General features: G+C 70.6%; 13 protein-coding genes, 1 other RNA gene and 1 pseudogene. 6 read left to right on the top strand and 9 right to left on the bottom strand.

The window, feature by feature from the left end; genetic code table 11:
- Positions 1-28: 28 nt before the first annotated feature.
- The 6 genes from GUY59_RS07080 to GUY59_RS07055 form a co-directional block, all read right to left on the bottom strand.
- The gene (locus GUY59_RS07080; RefSeq protein ID WP_138205097.1) at positions 29-988 is read right to left on the bottom strand and encodes a helix-turn-helix transcriptional regulator; all 960 of its coding nucleotides are present in this window, start codon (positions 986-988) and stop codon (positions 29-31) included.
- 51 nt (positions 989-1,039) lie between these two features.
- Positions 1,040-2,473 carry an Nramp family divalent metal transporter gene (locus tag GUY59_RS07075; RefSeq protein ID WP_138205095.1) on the bottom strand — a complete coding sequence of 478 codons (1,434 nt, stop codon included), beginning with the start codon at positions 2,471-2,473 and terminating at the stop codon, positions 1,040-1,042.
- A gap of 64 nt (positions 2,474-2,537) precedes the next feature.
- Positions 2,538-3,284 carry a GNAT family N-acetyltransferase gene (locus tag GUY59_RS07070; RefSeq protein ID WP_138205093.1) on the bottom strand — a complete coding sequence of 249 codons (747 nt, stop codon included), beginning with the start codon at positions 3,282-3,284 and terminating at the stop codon, positions 2,538-2,540.
- Between the two features lie 89 nt (positions 3,285-3,373).
- Positions 3,374-4,435, bottom strand: a complete 1,062-nt coding sequence (locus GUY59_RS07065; protein WP_132337335.1) for a M20 family metallopeptidase — start codon at positions 4,433-4,435, stop codon at positions 3,374-3,376.
- Positions 4,432-5,460: a dipeptidase gene (locus tag GUY59_RS07060; protein WP_138205091.1), complete on the bottom strand. Its 1,029-nt coding sequence runs from the start codon at positions 5,458-5,460 to the stop codon at positions 4,432-4,434. Before GUY59_RS07060 ends, GUY59_RS07065 begins: the two co-directional genes overlap by 4 nt.
- A gap of 179 nt (positions 5,461-5,639) precedes the next feature.
- Entirely contained in the window at positions 5,640-7,097 is a 1,458-nt protein-coding gene (locus GUY59_RS07055) for a flavin-containing monooxygenase (RefSeq protein ID WP_138205089.1), read from the bottom strand.
- A gap of 131 nt (positions 7,098-7,228) precedes the next feature.
- On the opposite strand from GUY59_RS07055, the gene GUY59_RS07050 reads away from it, so the two are divergent.
- The 4 genes from GUY59_RS07050 (at position 7,229) to rnpB (ending at position 10,642) form a co-directional block, all read left to right on the top strand.
- Positions 7,229-8,029, top strand: a complete 801-nt coding sequence (locus GUY59_RS07050) for a Nif3-like dinuclear metal center hexameric protein (protein ID WP_132337331.1) — start codon at positions 7,229-7,231, stop codon at positions 8,027-8,029.
- Between the two features lie 2 nt (positions 8,030-8,031).
- Complete coding sequence (locus GUY59_RS07045) at positions 8,032-8,772, top strand: zinc ribbon domain-containing protein (RefSeq protein ID WP_138205087.1); 741 nt, start codon at positions 8,032-8,034, stop codon at positions 8,770-8,772.
- Positions 8,769-10,118: a bifunctional RNase H/acid phosphatase gene (locus GUY59_RS07040; protein ID WP_138205085.1), complete on the top strand. Its 1,350-nt coding sequence runs from the start codon at positions 8,769-8,771 to the stop codon at positions 10,116-10,118. Before GUY59_RS07045 ends, GUY59_RS07040 begins: the two co-directional genes overlap by 4 nt.
- Positions 10,119-10,255: 137 nt before the next feature.
- Positions 10,256-10,642: RNase P RNA component class A (rnpB, locus tag GUY59_RS07035), an RNA gene on the top strand.
- Positions 10,643-10,669: 27 nt separating this feature from the next.
- Here rnpB and GUY59_RS07030 read toward each other — a convergent pair.
- Complete coding sequence (locus GUY59_RS07030) at positions 10,670-11,842, bottom strand: epoxide hydrolase family protein (RefSeq protein WP_138205083.1); 1,173 nt, start codon at positions 11,840-11,842, stop codon at positions 10,670-10,672.
- Positions 11,843-11,941: 99 nt separating this feature from the next.
- Between GUY59_RS07030 and GUY59_RS07025 the strand changes: the two genes are divergently transcribed.
- Both GUY59_RS07025 and GUY59_RS07020 read left to right on the top strand, forming a co-directional pair.
- Positions 11,942-12,517, top strand: coding sequence for a CGNR zinc finger domain-containing protein (locus tag GUY59_RS07025; RefSeq protein WP_138205081.1), 576 nt, complete (start codon positions 11,942-11,944; stop codon positions 12,515-12,517).
- 150 nt (positions 12,518-12,667) lie between these two features.
- A complete protein-coding gene (locus GUY59_RS07020) occupies positions 12,668-12,844 on the top strand; it encodes a hypothetical protein (RefSeq protein ID WP_161714435.1) in 177 nt (58 codons plus the stop codon).
- A 172-nt stretch (positions 12,845-13,016) separates the two neighbouring features.
- Here GUY59_RS07020 and GUY59_RS07015 read toward each other — a convergent pair whose 3' ends face one another.
- Together GUY59_RS07015 and GUY59_RS07010 are read right to left on the bottom strand one after the other, a co-directional pair.
- Entirely contained in the window at positions 13,017-15,263 is a 2,247-nt protein-coding gene (locus GUY59_RS07015) for a SulP family inorganic anion transporter (RefSeq protein ID WP_138205079.1), read from the bottom strand.
- A gap of 78 nt (positions 15,264-15,341) precedes the next feature.
- Positions 15,342-16,034 (bottom strand): annotated as a pseudogene (locus GUY59_RS07010) (hypothetical protein); the annotation flags it as partial.

Genomic DNA, 16,034 nt, shown 5'->3' with positions numbered 1-16,034 from the left:
AGCCTCGCCGTACCCGCTGACCGTGGCCTTACCGCCCGCTGACGGCCCGCCGGTAGCGTTCGGACAGCCGCAGCACGTGTTCGGCCAGCTCGGGCGGGTCCAGCACGTCGAAGTCCACGCCGAGGTAGCCGATCCAGACCGCCATCCGTTGCGGGTCGTCGCCCCGCAGTTCGATCCTGCACCTGGCGTCGTCGACCGGCTCCACCTCCAGCCCCAGCCGCATGGCCCGGATCTGCTCGGCGGGGGCGTGCAGCAGCACCGTCGCGCGGAAACGCCACATGGCCGTGTCGACGCCCTTCTCGACGTACGCGGCCACGTCGCCGCCCTCCGGCGGCTCGCGCGGGGTGAACCGGGGCCCGCCGGGCGTGCGCGGCCGCATCCGGTCGACCCGGAACGTACGCCAGTTCTCCCGCTCGACGTCGTAGGCCACGAGATACCAGCGGCCCCGCCGGTGCGCCAGGCGGTGCGGCTCCACGTCGCGCACGCTGGAGGAGCCGTCGTGCCCGGTGTAGTCGAAGCGCAGCCGCTCGTGGTCGCGGGCGGCGTTCGCGATCGTGGTGAGCCGCTCGGGGGAGACCATCGCCTGCGCGGGGCCGGGAATCTGCACGGTGTAGGCGTTGAGGGCGCCGATCCGGCGGCGCAGCCGGGACGGCAGCACCTGCTCCAGCTTGGCCAGGGCACGCACCGAGCTCTCCTCGATGCCCTCCACGCCGCCGCCTGCCGCCCTGCCGAGTCCCACCGCGACCGCCACGGCCTCCTCGTCGTCGAGCAGCAGGGGCGGCAGCGCGGCCCCGGCGCCCAGCCGGTAGCCGCCCGCCACCCCCGGCGTGGCGTGCACCGGGTAGCCGAGCGTGCGCAGCCGCTCGACGTCGTTGCGGATCGTCCGGGTCGAGACCCCGAGCCGGGCGGACAGCTCGGGGCCCGACCACTCTTTGTGGGCCTGGAGCAGGGACAGCAGCCTGAGCAGGCGAGCCGAGGTTTCCAGCATGTGACCAGTGTGACCGCTGTCGCGGAAGGATCGCTTCCGCGAGAGCTCTCACTAGCCGCCGAACAGCGTCTGCGCCTGCTGGATGACGACCAGCACGGTAAGCGTCCCGAAGAAGGCGACCGACCAGATCAGCGCCCCCAGCCGGTAGGAGCGCACCTTGATGGCGTCGGGCAGCGACCGCCGGTTGAGCACGATCAGCAGGATCGAGTACACGAACATCATCACGGCGGCGAAGCAGGCCGAGAACACCAGCAGGAGGAGCGGCTGGTCGAAGCCCAGCAGCAGGATGCCGATGCCGATCAGCGCGATCGCCCAGACGGTGACGAAATAGATCTTGTTTTCGGACGCGGACGACTTGCTCAGGTAGACGGTCTTGATCGTGTCAGCCGCCAGCCGCGAGGTGTAGTCGACGATGCCCATGGCCGCCGCGAACAGGGCCAGCGCCCCGATCACCCAGAACAGCACGCCGAACCAGGTGCCCACGGTCTCCTGCAGCACCTGACCCTCGACGCGCAGGAACTCGATGCTGTTCTCCAGGTTGGGCCGGCCGAACACGGTGGAGTAGGCCAGCATCGACATGAGCGCGATCGTCACGAACGTCACCAGGCCGAACGTCCACGCCTGCTCCAGGTTGGCGAAGCGCCACCACGCCCGCCACCGCGCGAGGTTCTCCTTGGTGGGCGCGAACTGGAAGCCCGTCGACGGGGCCGCCTCCTCCTGCCCGGTGACCGGGCTGACCAGGCGGGGCACGTACAGGCCCATGCCGAAGCCCTTGTCGCGGATCCAGTTGCTCTGGCACAGGTTCTGGCCGCCGCCCGCGCCGGCGTAGGCGATGGCGCCCATCAGGACGGCGAAGTCCAGCGGCGGCACCGGGAACTGCGCGCCGACGGTCAGTCCCTTGCCCAGCTGCACCCAGCTGTCGGCGGTGATCGCGACGACGATCGCGACCGCGATCAGGATCGCTACCAAGGCGACCTTGGCGAAGATCACCCGTTCGAGCGCGATGTAGATCACCGGAGCCAGCGTCAGCCCGAAGGCGATCAGGAGCAACAACCCGATGGCGACCCAGCGCACGGCGTCCTCGCCCGCTCCGGTCAGGTAGGTCACCATGGTCGCGGACGTGGTCACCCAGCCCGGCCAGAGGTTGGAGGCGAGCGTCATCAGCACGAAGACCAGGCCCCAGTGTTTCCACATCCGGCTGAACCCGGTCAGCGCGGTCTCGCCGGTGGCCAGCGTGTAGCGCTCGATCTCCATGTTCAGGAACCACTGCGTGATGATCCCGATCGCCGCTCCCCAGATGAAGACGAGCCCGACCTGGGAAGCGATGTACGGCCAGAGGATGAACTCGCCCGACGCCAGCCCCACTCCCGCGCCGACCAGGCCCGGGCCGATGAATCGCCAGGTCGATCGAGGGGGCTCGGGCAGGTCGCGGACGGTGACAGGGGGTAGGACTCGCGCAGGAACGGTGGGGGTGAACTCCGCCATGCGGATCTCCTTTTCGGCGTACTTACCCGCCACATTACAGAGCGGCGAAACCCCCGTGGAATAGCTAATGCTTTGTCACCACGTACTCTCCATGATTGGTCAATGTGACGACATGCCCGTCGCCCTCCAGCAGCCCTCCGAGCACCTCGCGCATGGCCTCCCGCCAGGCCCGCGCCGCCGACGGGTCCTCCCGCCGCAACCGCTCGACGTCGGGTGGAGTGCCCACCAGAACGACGTCTGCCTCGGACTTTCCGGCGACGGGCCGGCCGTCCTCGCCTGCCTCCAGCAGCACGGGGCAGGTTGCGACGCCGGGTGCGGGGGAGGCGCCGGCGGCCTCGCGTACGGACCAGACGGCCAGTACGCGGTCGGAGGCGTCCCCTTCGTTGATGGCGTCGGCCATTTCGCCATAAAAATCGGGCAAATACTGTTCGATCCGCGCGCCCAGCTTCACCAGGTTGAAACGCGCATTTCGCCGTACGAGCGGATCGAACGTCCAGGTGACGGTGTCGAGGCCGTTCTTCCTGCACCATTCCCGCTGGTGGGTCTTGAGCGCGTACCCGATGCCCCGGCCGGTCACGGCGGCGCCGGTCACGTGCGAGTGCAGCGACCGCCCGCCTCCCCGGAACCCCACGGAGGCGCCGACCAGCCGGTCCCCGTCGAACGCCCCGGCCACGTAGTTGCCCGTGTGCGCGAAGCCGATCATCAGCTCCACGGTCGCGGGCACGTTGCGCGGCTCCGGGTGCCAGATGCCGTCGAAGAGCTCGTATACCTGCTCGAACTCCGCGATCTCGCGCAGCTCCCTGATCTCCATGCCGGTCCTCGCCGTCGCCTCGCCGTGTCCGTCACCTCCCTATTCAGCCACGACGCCCCGGCTCGGCGGCGAACCGGGGCCTGTGTGGCTCAGCGGACCGCTTCGATGAGCGCACGCAACAGCGCGGCACGCCGGGGCATCTCGGCGACGACGACGTGCTCGTGGTCGGCGTGCGCCCCGCCGCCCACCGCGCCGAGCCCGTCGAGCGTGGGACAGCCCACGCCCGCCGTGAAGTTGCCGTCGGAGGCGCCGCCCACCGACGCCGAGATCAGCGGGCCCACACCGAGGTCCGCCGCCAGCTTCTGGGCCAGCGCGTAGAGCGAGGCCGACATCGTGCCTTCGAGCGGCGGCCGGTTGGGACCGCCGAGGATCTCCAGGCGGGTGCCGGGTACGACCGGCCGGAGCGCGCGGACGGCGGCGTCGACCCGCTTCTGCTCGGCGACCTCGGACACCCGCACGTCCACCCCGACGGATGCCTCGGCCGGGACGGTGTTGAGCGACGTGCCGCCCGACAACACCGTCGGCGTGACCGTGGTCGCACCCGCGCCCAGGCCGGCGACGGCGAGAATCTGGTGGGCCAGCTCGATGCCTGCGTTCGCCCCCTTCTCGGGCTCCAGCCCGGCGTGTGCCGCCCTGCCGTGGACGTGGACGGTGTAGAGCGAGGTGCCCTTGCGCGCTGTCTTCAGTGCCCCGCCGTCCGCGGCGGCCTCCATGACGAAGGTGGCGGCCAGGCCGCGCGCGGTGTCCTCGATCAGCCGGGACGAGGTCAGCGAACCGACCTCCTCGTCACCGGTGACCAGCAGCGTGATGCCGTCGAGAGAGCCGACCCCCGCGAGGGCGTGGAACGTCTGCACCAGCCCCGCCTTCATGTCGAACACCCCCGGCCCGCGCGCCACGCCGTCCACCACCGACCAGGGGTGGGTGGCGAGCGAGCCGATCGGCCAGACGGTGTCGTGGTGGCCGAGCAGCAGCACCTTGGGGGTGCCGAACGTCCAGCGCAGGTGCGTGACGCCGTCGATCACCACGAACTCCGGCTCGGCGCCGAGATGACGCGTCCCCATCGCGGCCACGACCTCCGCACTGCGGGCGACCGCGGCCAGGTCGCTGGAGAACGACTCGCACAGGACGAGTTCCTCGAGGTCCTCGATCATGCCAGCAGCTCCCCGAGGAAACGGTGCACGTTGCCGCCGATGATCTTCATGACGTCCTTCTCCGGCAGGCCGCGGGCGAGCAGGCCCTCGGTGACCATGGGCAACCCGGACGGCCCCGCAAGGCCGGGGATCGCGGACTTCGGGTCGACGCCGCGGTAGTCGAGGCCCTCGCAGCACGGCCGCGTCAGGTCGGACATCACCTCGTGGATGAAGTCGGGGCCGAGACCGACGTGGTCGACGCCGGCCACCCCCGCGATGTGCTCGATGTGGTCGAGCAGGCGGTCGAGCGTCATGTCCTCGGTACGTTCCGCCAGGAAGGGCGCGAAGAAGTTGACGCAGATCACGCCGCCGGTGGCGGCGACGCCGCGGAGCTGGTCGTCGGTGAGGTTGCGGTGGTGGTCGCGCAGGGCGCGGGCCGAGGAGTGGGTGGCCAGCAGGGGTCTCGTGGCCAGCTCCAGCACGTGCGCGACGCCGGAGGCCCCCAGGTGGGAGACGTCGAAGACCATGCCGAGCCGTTCCATCTCCCGCAAGGCGGCGACGCCGTGGGAGGTCAGCCCGCTGCCGGTGGCGTCCTCACCACTGCCGTCGGCCAGCGGCGTGCGGCCGAAGTGTGCGATCGAGGCCACCCGCACGCCCAGGCGGTGCACGGTCGAGATCAGCTCGACGTCGGCGTCGAGGCCGGGCATGCTCTCCAACGCGAGCACGAGGGCGATCCTGCCGTCGTCGAGCGCCCGGTCGATCTCGGCAGCGTCACGGCAGAGCCGTACATGCTCCGGGTTGCCCTCGGCCAGCACGTGCGCGCACTCGATCATCCGCAGCGTCTGGCGCAGCGCGCCCTCAGGACGGTGGTCGTCCTCGATGAACACCGGCAGGATCTGCAGGTTGACGCCGCCCTCGACCAGTTGCGGCAGCCACCGCTCGCGGAAGAAGGCCGCCCACCGCCCGGGCGGACGGGCCGTGACGGCCATGAGCAGATCGTTGTGAGTGTCGGCCACGACAGCACGCTGGTGCAGGGGAGACGTCATGTTCCGGACGTTATCGTGCGAGCTGGGCCGCTCCAATGTGCCAGTGCCCGAACGGCGGGCTCATCCTTCGTGCGTCACCATCAGATGGTGGAGCGCAGCACCGTCGATCGGGTACGGGCACGCCCGGCCGAGCGGAAGGGCCTTCGTCCGACCGGCGGGCGAGTGGTGACAGCGCGGGCTCAGGACGCTCCGGCGGACCGGTAGGCGGGGATCGGCGGCCGGGCCGTCAGCCTGCGGTAGAGGGCCGTGGGGCCGGGCCAGTTGTTCGTGACGCGGCCTTCGGCGGTTTTGTACCAGCTCTGGCAGCCGCCGCCCCACACCATGCGCTCCATCGCCGCGTCGAGCCGCCGGCGCCAGGCGGCCATCGCCTCGGGCCGCACCTCGATCGGGCCGTTGAGCGACAGGTGCGGAAGGCAGGCCATGATGTGGTCGACCTGGCATTCGAGCATGAAGACGATGGAGTTGTGCCCGAGGTTGGTGTTGGGGCCGTACAGGAGGAACATGTTCGGGAATTGGGGCACGGAGATGCCTAGATAGGCTTCGGCGCCGTCCTTCCACTGCTCCTCGAGTGTGAGTCCGCCGCGCCCGACGATCTCCATCGGGGCGAGGAACTCGGTGCTCATGAAGCCGGTGGCATAGACGATGGTGTCGGCCTCGCGTAAACCCTCGGTGGTCTCGACGCCCTTCGGCGTGACGCGGACGATCCTGTCGGTCACGACGTCGACGTTCGGCCTGTTCAGCGCCGGATAAAAGGAGCTGTCGATGATCACCCGCTTGCAGCCGGGCGGATAGGCGGGCGTCAGCCTGGCCCGCAGCGCGGGGTCGGGCACCTGGTCGCGCAGGTGCCGCAGCGCGCGCTTCCTGAGCAGGTCGGCGCTCCAGCCCTGGGCGAGCGCCGGGTAGAGGGTGGTCTCGGCGTAGCGGTAGATCCACTCCCGGTAGGCCCGCTGCAGGCCCGGCACCAGGCGGAAGGCCAGCCGGACCGGCCGGCCGAACGTGGCGTCCGGCTTGGGGATCACCCAGTTGGGCGTGCGCTGGAAGACGTCGAGGTGCTCGGCCTGCTCGGCGACGCGCGGGATGAGCTGGGCGGCCGACGAGCCGTTCCCGATGACGGCGACCCGCCTGCCGGTGAGATCGTGGTCGTGGTTCCAGCGGGCGGAGTGGAAGGAGACGCCCTCGAAGTCCGTCATGCCGGGAAGGTCGGGGAGGCGGGGGCGGTTGAGCTGGCCCACGCTCATGACGACCACGTCGAACGCCTCGGTGTGCGCCTCGCCGCCCTCCGCAGGGGCGGTGGTGACCTGCCAGCGTGCGCCGTCGAAGGCGGCTCGGCGGACCTCGGTGTTGAGGCGGATTTTTCGCCTGACGCCGTATTTATCGGCGCAACGTTCTAAATAGGCGAGGATTTCGGGTTGTTCGGGGTAGCGGCGGGTCCAGCTCGCGTAATTCTCGAACGAGTACGAGTACAGGTGCGAAGGGATGTCGCAGCCCGCCCCCGGATAGCTGTTGTCCCGCCAGGTGCCGCCCAGAGCGCCGGCCCTCTCGAAGACCGTGTAGGACCGGATGCCGGCCTGTTCGAGCTGGATCGCCATGCACAGTCCGCCGAAGCCCGCTCCTATGATCGCGACGCTGGGTGCCATGCCGTCCTCCGCAGGTCAGGATCCACTTACATTACGCCGGGCCCGCGTCCGCGCAACAGGCCCTTGTCACGCGCGCCTGGCACGTGCGCCGCCACCCTGCGGGTCACCGGTAGTCTGCCCAGGTGGCTGCTGTGACGTTGACGAACGTGATCGAGGTGCTCGAGGCGGCCTACCCGCCCGCCCGAGCCGAATCGTGGGATGCGGTGGGGCTGGTCAGCGGCGATCCGGCCCAGCCTGTGCGGCGGGTGCTGCTCGCCGTCGATCCCGTCGCCGCCGTGGCCGAGGAGGCCCTGGAGTGGCAGGCCGACCTGATCGTCACCCACCACCCGCTCTACCTGCGCGGCACCACCAGCGTGGCCACCACCACGCCGAAGGGCCGCCTGATCCACACCCTCATCAAGAACGACGTCGCCCTCTACACCGCCCACACCAACGCCGACGTCGCCAACCCCGGCGTGTCCGACGCGCTGGCCAGGGCCGTGGGGCTCACCGGCGACCTGGTGCCGCTCCAGCCGTTCCCCGACGACCCGTGGCGCGGGCTGGGCCGCATCGGCGAGACGGCGGAAGAGACGACGCTGGAGGAGTTCGCGGCGCGGGCGGCCAAGGGGCTGCCGCGCACGTCGTGGGGGATCCGGGTGGCCGGCGACCCGTCGCGCCGCGTCACGCGCGTGGCGGTCAGCGGGGGAGCGGGCGACTCGCTCCTGGGCGCGGCCAGGGCCGCGGGCGTGGACGTGTTCCTGACCGCCGATCTGCGCCACCATCCGGCGAGCGAGTTCATGGAGGCGGGCGGCCCCGCGCTCATCGACGCCGCGCACTGGGCCACCGAGTGGCCCTGGCTCGACAGTGCGGCGTCCATCCTGTACGCGAGTGGCGTTACCGTTGAAACGCGTGTCTCCGCCACGGTCACCGATGCTTGGACAAGAGGATATTGATCATGAAAGCAGCCCCTGAGGCCCAGAAGCGACTGCTCGACCTGGCTGAGCTCGACTCCGTGATCGACCGGCTGGCACACCGCCGCCGCACCCTGCCCGAGCTCGCGGAGATCGACGAGCGTTCCAAGTCGTACGCCCGGCTCGCGACCCAGGTGATCGAGGCCGAGACCGACGCGAGCGACCTGACCCGCGAGCAGACCAAGGCCGAGTCCGACGTCGACGCCGTGCGCACGCGGGCCGAACGCGACCAGAAGCGCCTCGACTCCGGCGCCGTCTCCTCCCCGCGCGACCTGGCCGGCCTCCAGTCCGAGATCGCCTCACTGCAGAAACGCCAGGGCGACCTGGAGGAGATCGTGCTGGAGATCATGGAGCGCAAGGAGGCCGCCGACACCAAGGTCACCGACCTGGTGCGGCAGCGCGACCAGGTCGCCGCCGAGCTCTCCGCCGCCGAGGGCCGCCGCGACGCCGCGTTCACCGAGATCGACAAGGAGACGGCCGAGGCCAAGGCCCGCCGCGCCGCCCTCGCCGGCGAGCTCCCCGCCGACCTGCTGGCCCTCTACGAGAAGCTGAGAACACAGTACGGCGTGGGCGCCGCCATGCTGCGCGGCGGCCGGTGCCAGGGATGCAAGGTGGCCCTGTCCATCGCCGAGATGAACAACATCAAGGCCGCTCCGCACGACGAGGTGCTCCGCTGCGACGAGTGCCGCCGCATCCTCGTCCGCACACCAGAGTCGGGCCTGTGACGTCCTACATCGTCGAGGCCGACGGCGGCTCGCGCGGCAACCCCGGGCCCGCGGGCTACGGCGCGGTCGTCAAGGACGCCTCCGACGGCCAGGTGCTTGCGGAGGCGGCCGAGGCGATCGGCGTCACCACCAACAACGTCGCCGAATACCGCGGGTTGATCGCGGGGCTCACGGCGGTGCTCGACCTGGCCGGCGACGGGGCCTCGGTGGCCGTACGCATGGACTCGAAGCTGGTCGTCGAGCAGATGGCCGGCCGCTGGAAGATCAAGAACGAGGGGCTGCGCCCGCTGGCCCTGGAGGCGGGGTCGCTGGCGCGGCGGCTGCGGGTGACGGAGTGGACCTGGATCCCCCGCGAACGCAACAAGCACGCCGACCGCCTGGCCAACGAGGCCATGGACGCCGCCGCCCAAGGCCTGACCTGGAAGGCGGGTGGCACCTCCGCCCCGGACACAGACGTACCGCCTCCTGGGACGTGGGACGACGGCGGCGCACCGCGCACGGGCGAGTCGTCCGCGGGGACCCGCGAGGCGGGCGGCACGCCGCCGGTTGCCGGAAGGGCGGCCGCCGGGACGCGGGCGGCGGACACGAGGGGCCGGGGCGCGGCGCCGTCGGTGGCGGGGCAGACGGACCTCCTGGACGGAGGTGACATTTCCGAAATGTCAGCCCCAACCGCCTCCATCGCCACCGCCCAGCGGCTCGGCAAGAACGCCGGCTGGGTCGCGCCCACCAAGGTGGCGACCTCGCTGCTCCTCCTCAGGCACGGCGAGACCGAGTTGTCCCTGGAGCGCAGGTTCTCGGGCCGCGGCGACGCCGAGCTCACCCCCCACGGCCTGGCCCAGGCGTCGGCGGCGGCCGATCGGCTGTCGCGCGATCCGTACCGGCTGGACGTGATCATCACCTCACCGCTCAAGCGCGCCAGGCAGACCGCCGAGGTGGTCGCCCAGCGCACCGGCCGCGCGGTCGAGGTGGAGGAAGACCTCAGGGAAGCCGACTTCGGCGAGTGGGAGGGGCACACGTTCACCGAGGTGCAGCGCCGATGGCCGGCCGAACTGGCCGCCTGGCTCGCCGACCCCGAGGTCGCCCCGCCCGGCGGCGAGAGCTTCGCCACCGCCGCCCGCCGCGTGCAGGCGGCCGGCGAACGCCTGATCGAACGGTACGAAGGCAAGACCGTGCTGGCGGTCTCGCACGTGACCCCCATCAAGATGCTCCTGCGAGTCGCCCTCATGGCTCCGCTGGAAGCCCTCTACCGGATGCATCTCGACGTGGCCTGCCTGTCGCTCATCGACTACTACGCGGACGGGCCGGCCGTGGTGAAGTCGTTCAACGACATATCACACCTGCGCTGAGCGGGCGCCGTGCCGGATGTCGCCAGAACACCCGGCACGGCGCGTCACCGCCGCTCGGACGGCGACCAGCCTCATTCCACCGGATCGATCTTGCCGCCAGGGCTGGGAACGCCGGAACTTTGATAACCTCGTTCGGACGAGCCGGCCGGGCGGCCGCGTCGGGCCAGCAGGCCCGCCGAGGAAGGTCCGGGCTCCACAGGGCAGGGTGGTCGGTAACGCCGACCCGGGGTGACCCGCGGGAAAGTGCCACAGAAAGCAGACCGCCTCCCCGTCGAACGGGAGGTAAGGGTGAAAGGGTGGTGTAAGAGACCACCAGCGCCCACGGCGACGTGGGCGGCTCGGTAAACCCCACCCGGAGCAAGGTCAAGAAGGGCGCTCTCCGGAGCGTCCGCGCGCGACGTTCGAGGGCTGCCCGCCCGAGCCGCGCGGGTAGACCGCTTGAGGCCGCCGGCAACGGCGGTCCTAGATGGATGGCCGCCCCTTCGTACGAAGGACAGAACCCGGCCTACAGGCCGGCTCGTCACTCTCAGCGCCCGATCGCCGAGCCACGTTCACTGATGAGCGGCCAGCACCGCCGCGAGGCCCTCTTGCAGGTCCCTGACGAAATACCGGGGAACCTCCAGCGACGGGAAATGCCCTCCGGCTTCGGGCGACCTCCATCGGACGATCTGCCGGTACCGCTCCTGCGCCCAGGGACGCGGACTCTTCTCGATGTCGCGCGGATACATGGTGATCGCTGACGGGACGTCGACCCGGAGTTCAGGGTCGAGCGAGTTGTGGCTCTCGTAGTAGATGCGCGCCGACGATGCGCCGGTCCGCGTCAGCCAATACAGGGTGACGTTGTCGAGAACACGGTCTCTGGACATCGTCTCGAACGGGTTGTCTTCGGTGTCTGACCACTCGGCGAACTTGTCGAGGATCCAGGCGAGGAGCCCGACCGGAGAGTCGACGAGCGAGTAGCCGATGGTCTGCGGCCGGGTCGCCTGCTGCTTCGCGAACGCCGCGCGGTGGCGCCAGAAATCGCGGGTCTCCTCGGTCCACCTGCGCTCGACCGCCGTCAGCCCGTCCGTTGTCAACCCGGGCGGCGCCTCCGCGAACGTCGTGTGGATGCCGAGAACGTGCCCCGGGAACCTGCCCCCGAGAACCGTGGTGATATTCCCTCCCCAGTCGCCGCCCTGGGCTACGAACTCGCTGTAGCCGAGCCTTCCCATCAGTTCCACCCATGCGGCCGCGATCTTTTCGGTCCCCCACCCGGTGGTGGCCGGCTTGTCGCTGTAACCGAAGCCCGGCAGCGATGGAGCCACGACGTGGAACGCCGGCGCGTCTGCGTCTTTCGGGTCTGCCAACTCGTCCACTACATCGATGAACTCGGCGATGCTGCCCGGCCAGCCGTGCGTCATGAGCAGAGGAGCGGCGTCCGCGCGCGGGGATCGGCGGTGCAGGAAGTGGATGCCCAGACCGTCGATGGTCGTGCGGAACTGGCCGGTACGGTCCAGGCGCTCTTCGAACGACCGCCAGTCGTACTCGATGCGCCAGTAGTTCACGACATCGACGAGGTCGGCGAGTGGAACGCCCTGGTCCCATCGGCGGGGGCCGGGCGCGGCGCCATGGACCGTCTCGGCCTCCGGTAGCCGCGCCGCGGCCAGTCGCGCACGCAGATCGTCGAGGTCGGCGTCGGTTGCGTGGGCTTGGAATGCTTGCACGTCACTGGTCGGGCGGGGCATGAGACCTCCTGGCCATCGCGGAACCGGCAGCGAATGCGAACCAGCTAAGACGGTTCTAACATGCGCTCAAGCTGGCGTGCAACCTGCTAAGGTGGTTCCATGCGCGCTGGGTTTCCTGAGTTCCGCCTGGGTAATGTGCTGGCGACCAGCTTCACGGGGACTCTGTCGGAGCGTCATGGCAACGCTGTGGAGCGCATTCCCGCGCCGCACCGGCTCATCGACTGGCTGGCGGTGAACGGCCTGGCCGTGGACTCCTGCACCACCGCCCAGCTCGACCTCGCCCGGGAACTGAGGGAGTCGATCCACGCCGCCGCGACAGCGGCCGCGATCCAGGACCCTCTCCCTGCGTCCGCCGTCGACGTCATCAATGACCGCAGCTCTCAGGGCCGGGCCGCCGCCATCCTGACGCCCGAGGGCAAGCGGCGATGGCGGCTCAGCCCGGCTTCCTGCGTGGAAGATGCCCTCAGCGTGATCGCCGCCGATGCGATCAGCATCATCGCGGGCGAACGAGACGGGAAACTGGCTTTGTGCGCATCACCCACGTGCCGAGCCGCCTTCTTCGACACCAGCCAGAGTCGCACCCGCAAATGGTGTGACATGAACACGTGCGGCAATCGCCAGAAAAAAGCGCGCTTCAATGCCAACCGGCGCAAAACCCCCATAGCAGCGGAGTGATCGATCACCTCGGCGACCTGCGAGCGTCAGACAACGTCATCACGTTGTTGAGGGTTTCAACCCCCGGCTAGGGTGATCACCATGTGCCGGCCGCCCGTTCCCCGCGCTGCCGTCCTGGTTGTTGCGCGACGCGTCCTGTACGGCGCCTTCGTGTTTCTCGCCGGCCCCGATCTGCCGCGCCGCTACGTCCGCCCGTTCCTGAACGTCGAACGACTGGGCTGGCCGGCCGTCGCATCGGCGTCGCCCGCCGCGCTGGCCGCCTTCGTCGTGCTCGGCTACGCCCTGCTCGGCATTCACCGGCTCACGGCCGGACCCGCGGACCCCTGAGCCTGCGCCGGATCCGCGCGCCCTCAACCCGCAGCGACTTCCCCGTGCGATGAAGCCCGGACACGCGTGAGGGGCGGAGACACCGGCCTCCGTCCCTCCGGCCCCTGGGAGTCCAGACCGGCGCCGCGAAGCGCGCCGTGGGCCCCTGGAGAGCCTCGCGGGCGCCGCGACCCTAACCCCGGCTCACCGCGCCGGTCTGTGCAGCATTACGCATTGAAGCCTGCGACGTGGGCCGCAGCGGCGGCACCATGTGCACCCGTGCCGAGCCGATGTCGAAGAAGAGCCCCACGAGCTCCAGCTTCCCGGCCCGCACCTGCTCGTCGACCTTCCGGTACGTGCGCAGGTTCTCCAGCTGCTGCTGCACGTTGACCCGGCACAACACGTCCAGTGCCCCGCCGTGCAGCCGGTCTCCCTCCCTTTCGATGAACGTGGCCAGGCTGTGGTTGCCGTGCCGCAGCCACCTGCGCAGCCCGGGCAGGCTGCCCGCCTGTACGCCGCCGCTCAGCAGCCCCGCCATCGCCCCGCAGCCCGAGTGCCCGCACACCGTGATGGTGTGCACCCCCAGCACCTGCGTGGCGTACTCGATCGCCGCCACCATCGAGTCGTCGTGTGGCTCGGAGCCCCTGCGCGGCACCAGGTTGCCGATGTTGCGCACGGTGAACAGGTCGCCGGGGCCGCTCGCCGTGATCAGTGAGGGCACGATCCTCGAGTCGGCGCACGTGATGAACAGGTGCGACGGCTGCTGCTTGCGGGCCAGCTCGGTGAAGATGGGCCGCACCAGCGGCGCCGTACGCTGGTGGTATTCGCGTGCGCCCTCCGTGAGCCTGCACTCCACCGGTTCGGAGGAGTCGCCGGGCGGGATGGAGGGCAGACTGGGCCGGCTCCGGTGCGCCCACGGCAGCCACCAGCGGTCGGGCGCCTTCGGCGGCGACTTGGCGGGGAACATCCGCGCGCCGCTGGCCGCCAGCGCGTACCACTCGTCGTGCAGCTCGTCGATGTGGACCGAGCCGCCCATACGCTCGTGGTCGAGCCGCCAGGAGTGAATGGCCTCGAAGGCTCCGTTGTCCATGAAGTCGATGTTCAGGTCGAGTCCGACGTCCGTGCCCGCGGGGATGGCCCGCAGCTCGTGCGTCAGCCTGGGCACGCCGAGGAAGGTCAGCGAGCCCGAGATGGTCACGTGCAGCCGGCCCGCGCTGTCCTCGCGCTTGAGCACCGTTACCCACGTCAGCCGGCGCAGAGCGAGCAGCGCGGCCAGCGCGAGCCCCGCCAGGACTCCTTCGGCCAGGCCGAGCAGGATCACCGCGGCCATGGTCACGAGGTAGACCGGCACCTCGCCGTGGCCGTGCACCTTCTTGATGTGACCGAGGTTCACCATCTGCACGCCGATGAACACCAGCAGCGCCGCCAGCGCCTCCAGCGGGATCAGCTTGATCGACCAGCCGAACCCGAGCGCGAAGATCAGCACCCATACCCCGTGCAGGATCGTCGAGCAGCGCGTACGCGCCCCCGCCCGCACGTTGGTGGTGCTGCGCACGATCACCCCGGCCACCGGCAGGCCGCCCAGCGCGCCCGTGACCATGTTGGCCACGCCCTGGCCGGTCAGCTCCTGGTCGAGGTCGGCGCGCTTGCCGCCGTGCATCTTGTCGGCCGCCACGGAGCACAGCAGCGACTCGCAGCCGGCCAGCAGCGCCACCAGCAGGACGGCCGCCACGACCAGGTGCCAGTCGCCCTGCGGCAGCACGGGGAACGCCCACTCGCCGACGCTCTCGGACAGGTCCACGCGGGTGACGTCCCAGCCGAAGGCCCAGGCGGTGCATGCCGCCGCGAGCAGCGCGGCCAGCGGCGCTGGGACGGACTTGACCGGGCCCGGCAGGCGTGTCCACAACGCCAGCACCATGATGGTGAGCAGGCCGACCGCCACCTTGTGCCCGTGCAGGTCGGCGATCTGGCCGGGCAGCTCGATGAGGTTGGCGATGGCCGAGCTCTGTGACGTGCCGCCCAGCACCACGTGGAGCTGGGCCAGCGCGATGATCACTCCGACCGCCGCCAGCATGCCGTGGATGACGGCCGGTGACACCGCCAGCGCGGCCCTGGCCGCCTTGAAGATACCGAGCACGAGCTGTACGGCCCCCGCCAGCAGGGTGATCATGCAGGTGGCCCGCCACCCGTACGTGTGCACCAGGTCGACGACCACCAGGGACAGGCCGGCGGCGGGCCCGCTCACCTGGACGGACGAGCCGCCCAGCGTGCCTCCGACGATGCCGCCCACCACGGCGGCGATCAGCCCGGAGATCAGGGGAGCCCCTGAGGCCATCGCGATGCCCAGCGAGAGGGGCACCGCGACGAGAAAGACCACGAGCGACGCCGGCACATCGTGCCGGAGCGTGCTCAGCCGGATACGGGGCGTGTCGCGGGTCATGGCGCAAATCCTATTGCTCCGTCGACCCCGCTTTAGGTGTGCCTCACACGGGTTTTACCCATTAATGAGGGCCTTCGGTCACCGGTAGTAGTCGTGCGGGTAGTCCTGCTCCGGGCTCTTCCTGCGGTGGCTGCCGCGGCCGTTGCCCGAGGCCGCCTGGGGCCGCCCGTGCGCGTCGCCGCCGAACGCCTGCCACGTGGTGTCGGAGGCGGCGACGCCGCCCACCGGCGGCTCGGGCCACGCTCCGCCGGCCGGCGCCGTGGTGATGTCGCCCGTCTCGTAGGCGAACGAGGACGGCTGCGGCGCCGGGGCGGGCGTCGGCGTCGGGGCCGCCAGCACGTCGTCGTAGGCCGGGACCGTCCTGCCGGGCGCGGTCGGGGTGCCGGTGGCGGGGGAAGAACTGGTGAGGGGGTCGGAGTCGTCGGCCACCGCCCAGCCCGCGCTCACTTCGTAGGAGCTGGGATAGGAGGAGCGCTCGGCGGGCTGGTCGAAGGCCGGCCACGACCCCACCGCTCCGAACGAGGTCGCCGGGGAGGAGGCGTCGAGGACATCGGGCGTGGACGCCGGCCACGAACCGGACGAAGAGCCTGACGGAGTGCCGGTCGAGGTGCCGGTCGAGGTGCCGGTCGAGGTGCCCGACGAGGGCGGGTTGGTCCAGGTGGTGTCGAGCGGGTCGGGCACGCCGTTGTAGGCGGGAAACGGGTCGCTCGTCGGTGCCCCATGGATGGGGGTGGGCTGCGCGGCCGGGAAGTTGCCGCTGGAGCTGGGGCT

It is taken from the genome of Nonomuraea sp. K271 (assembly GCF_009908215.1).
In the GTDB taxonomy this organism is placed as follows: Bacteria; Actinomycetota; Actinomycetes; order Streptosporangiales; family Streptosporangiaceae; genus Nonomuraea; species Nonomuraea longispora.
Note: the sequence above shows the minus strand (reverse complement) of the source record. Positions and strands in the feature narration are given on the sequence as shown.

Bases quoted from the DNA above. Each gene is read 5' to 3' on its own strand.
- GUY59_RS07015 (WP_138205079.1), bottom strand. From the start codon at position 15,263: ATGACCCGCGACACGCCCCGTATCCGGCTGAGCACGCTCCGGCACGAT.
- GUY59_RS07060 (WP_138205091.1), bottom strand. From the start codon at position 5,460: ATGACGTCTCCCCTGCACCAGCGTGCTGTCGTGGCCGACACTCACAAC.
- GUY59_RS07025 (WP_138205081.1), top strand. From the start codon at position 11,942: ATGCGCGCTGGGTTTCCTGAGTTCCGCCTGGGTAATGTGCTGGCGACC.
- GUY59_RS07080 (WP_138205097.1), bottom strand. From the start codon at position 988: ATGCTGGAAACCTCGGCTCGCCTGCTCAGGCTGCTGTCCCTGCTCCAG.
- GUY59_RS07030 (WP_138205083.1), bottom strand. From the start codon at position 11,842: ATGCCCCGCCCGACCAGTGACGTGCAAGCATTCCAAGCCCACGCAACC.
- GUY59_RS07070 (WP_138205093.1), bottom strand. From the start codon at position 3,284: ATGGAGATCAGGGAGCTGCGCGAGATCGCGGAGTTCGAGCAGGTATAC.
- GUY59_RS07045 (WP_138205087.1), top strand. From the start codon at position 8,032: ATGAAAGCAGCCCCTGAGGCCCAGAAGCGACTGCTCGACCTGGCTGAG.
- GUY59_RS07055 (WP_138205089.1), bottom strand. From the start codon at position 7,097: ATGGCACCCAGCGTCGCGATCATAGGAGCGGGCTTCGGCGGACTGTGC.
- GUY59_RS07065 (WP_132337335.1), bottom strand. From the start codon at position 4,435: ATGATCGAGGACCTCGAGGAACTCGTCCTGTGCGAGTCGTTCTCCAGC.
- GUY59_RS07075 (WP_138205095.1), bottom strand. From the start codon at position 2,473: ATGGCGGAGTTCACCCCCACCGTTCCTGCGCGAGTCCTACCCCCTGTC.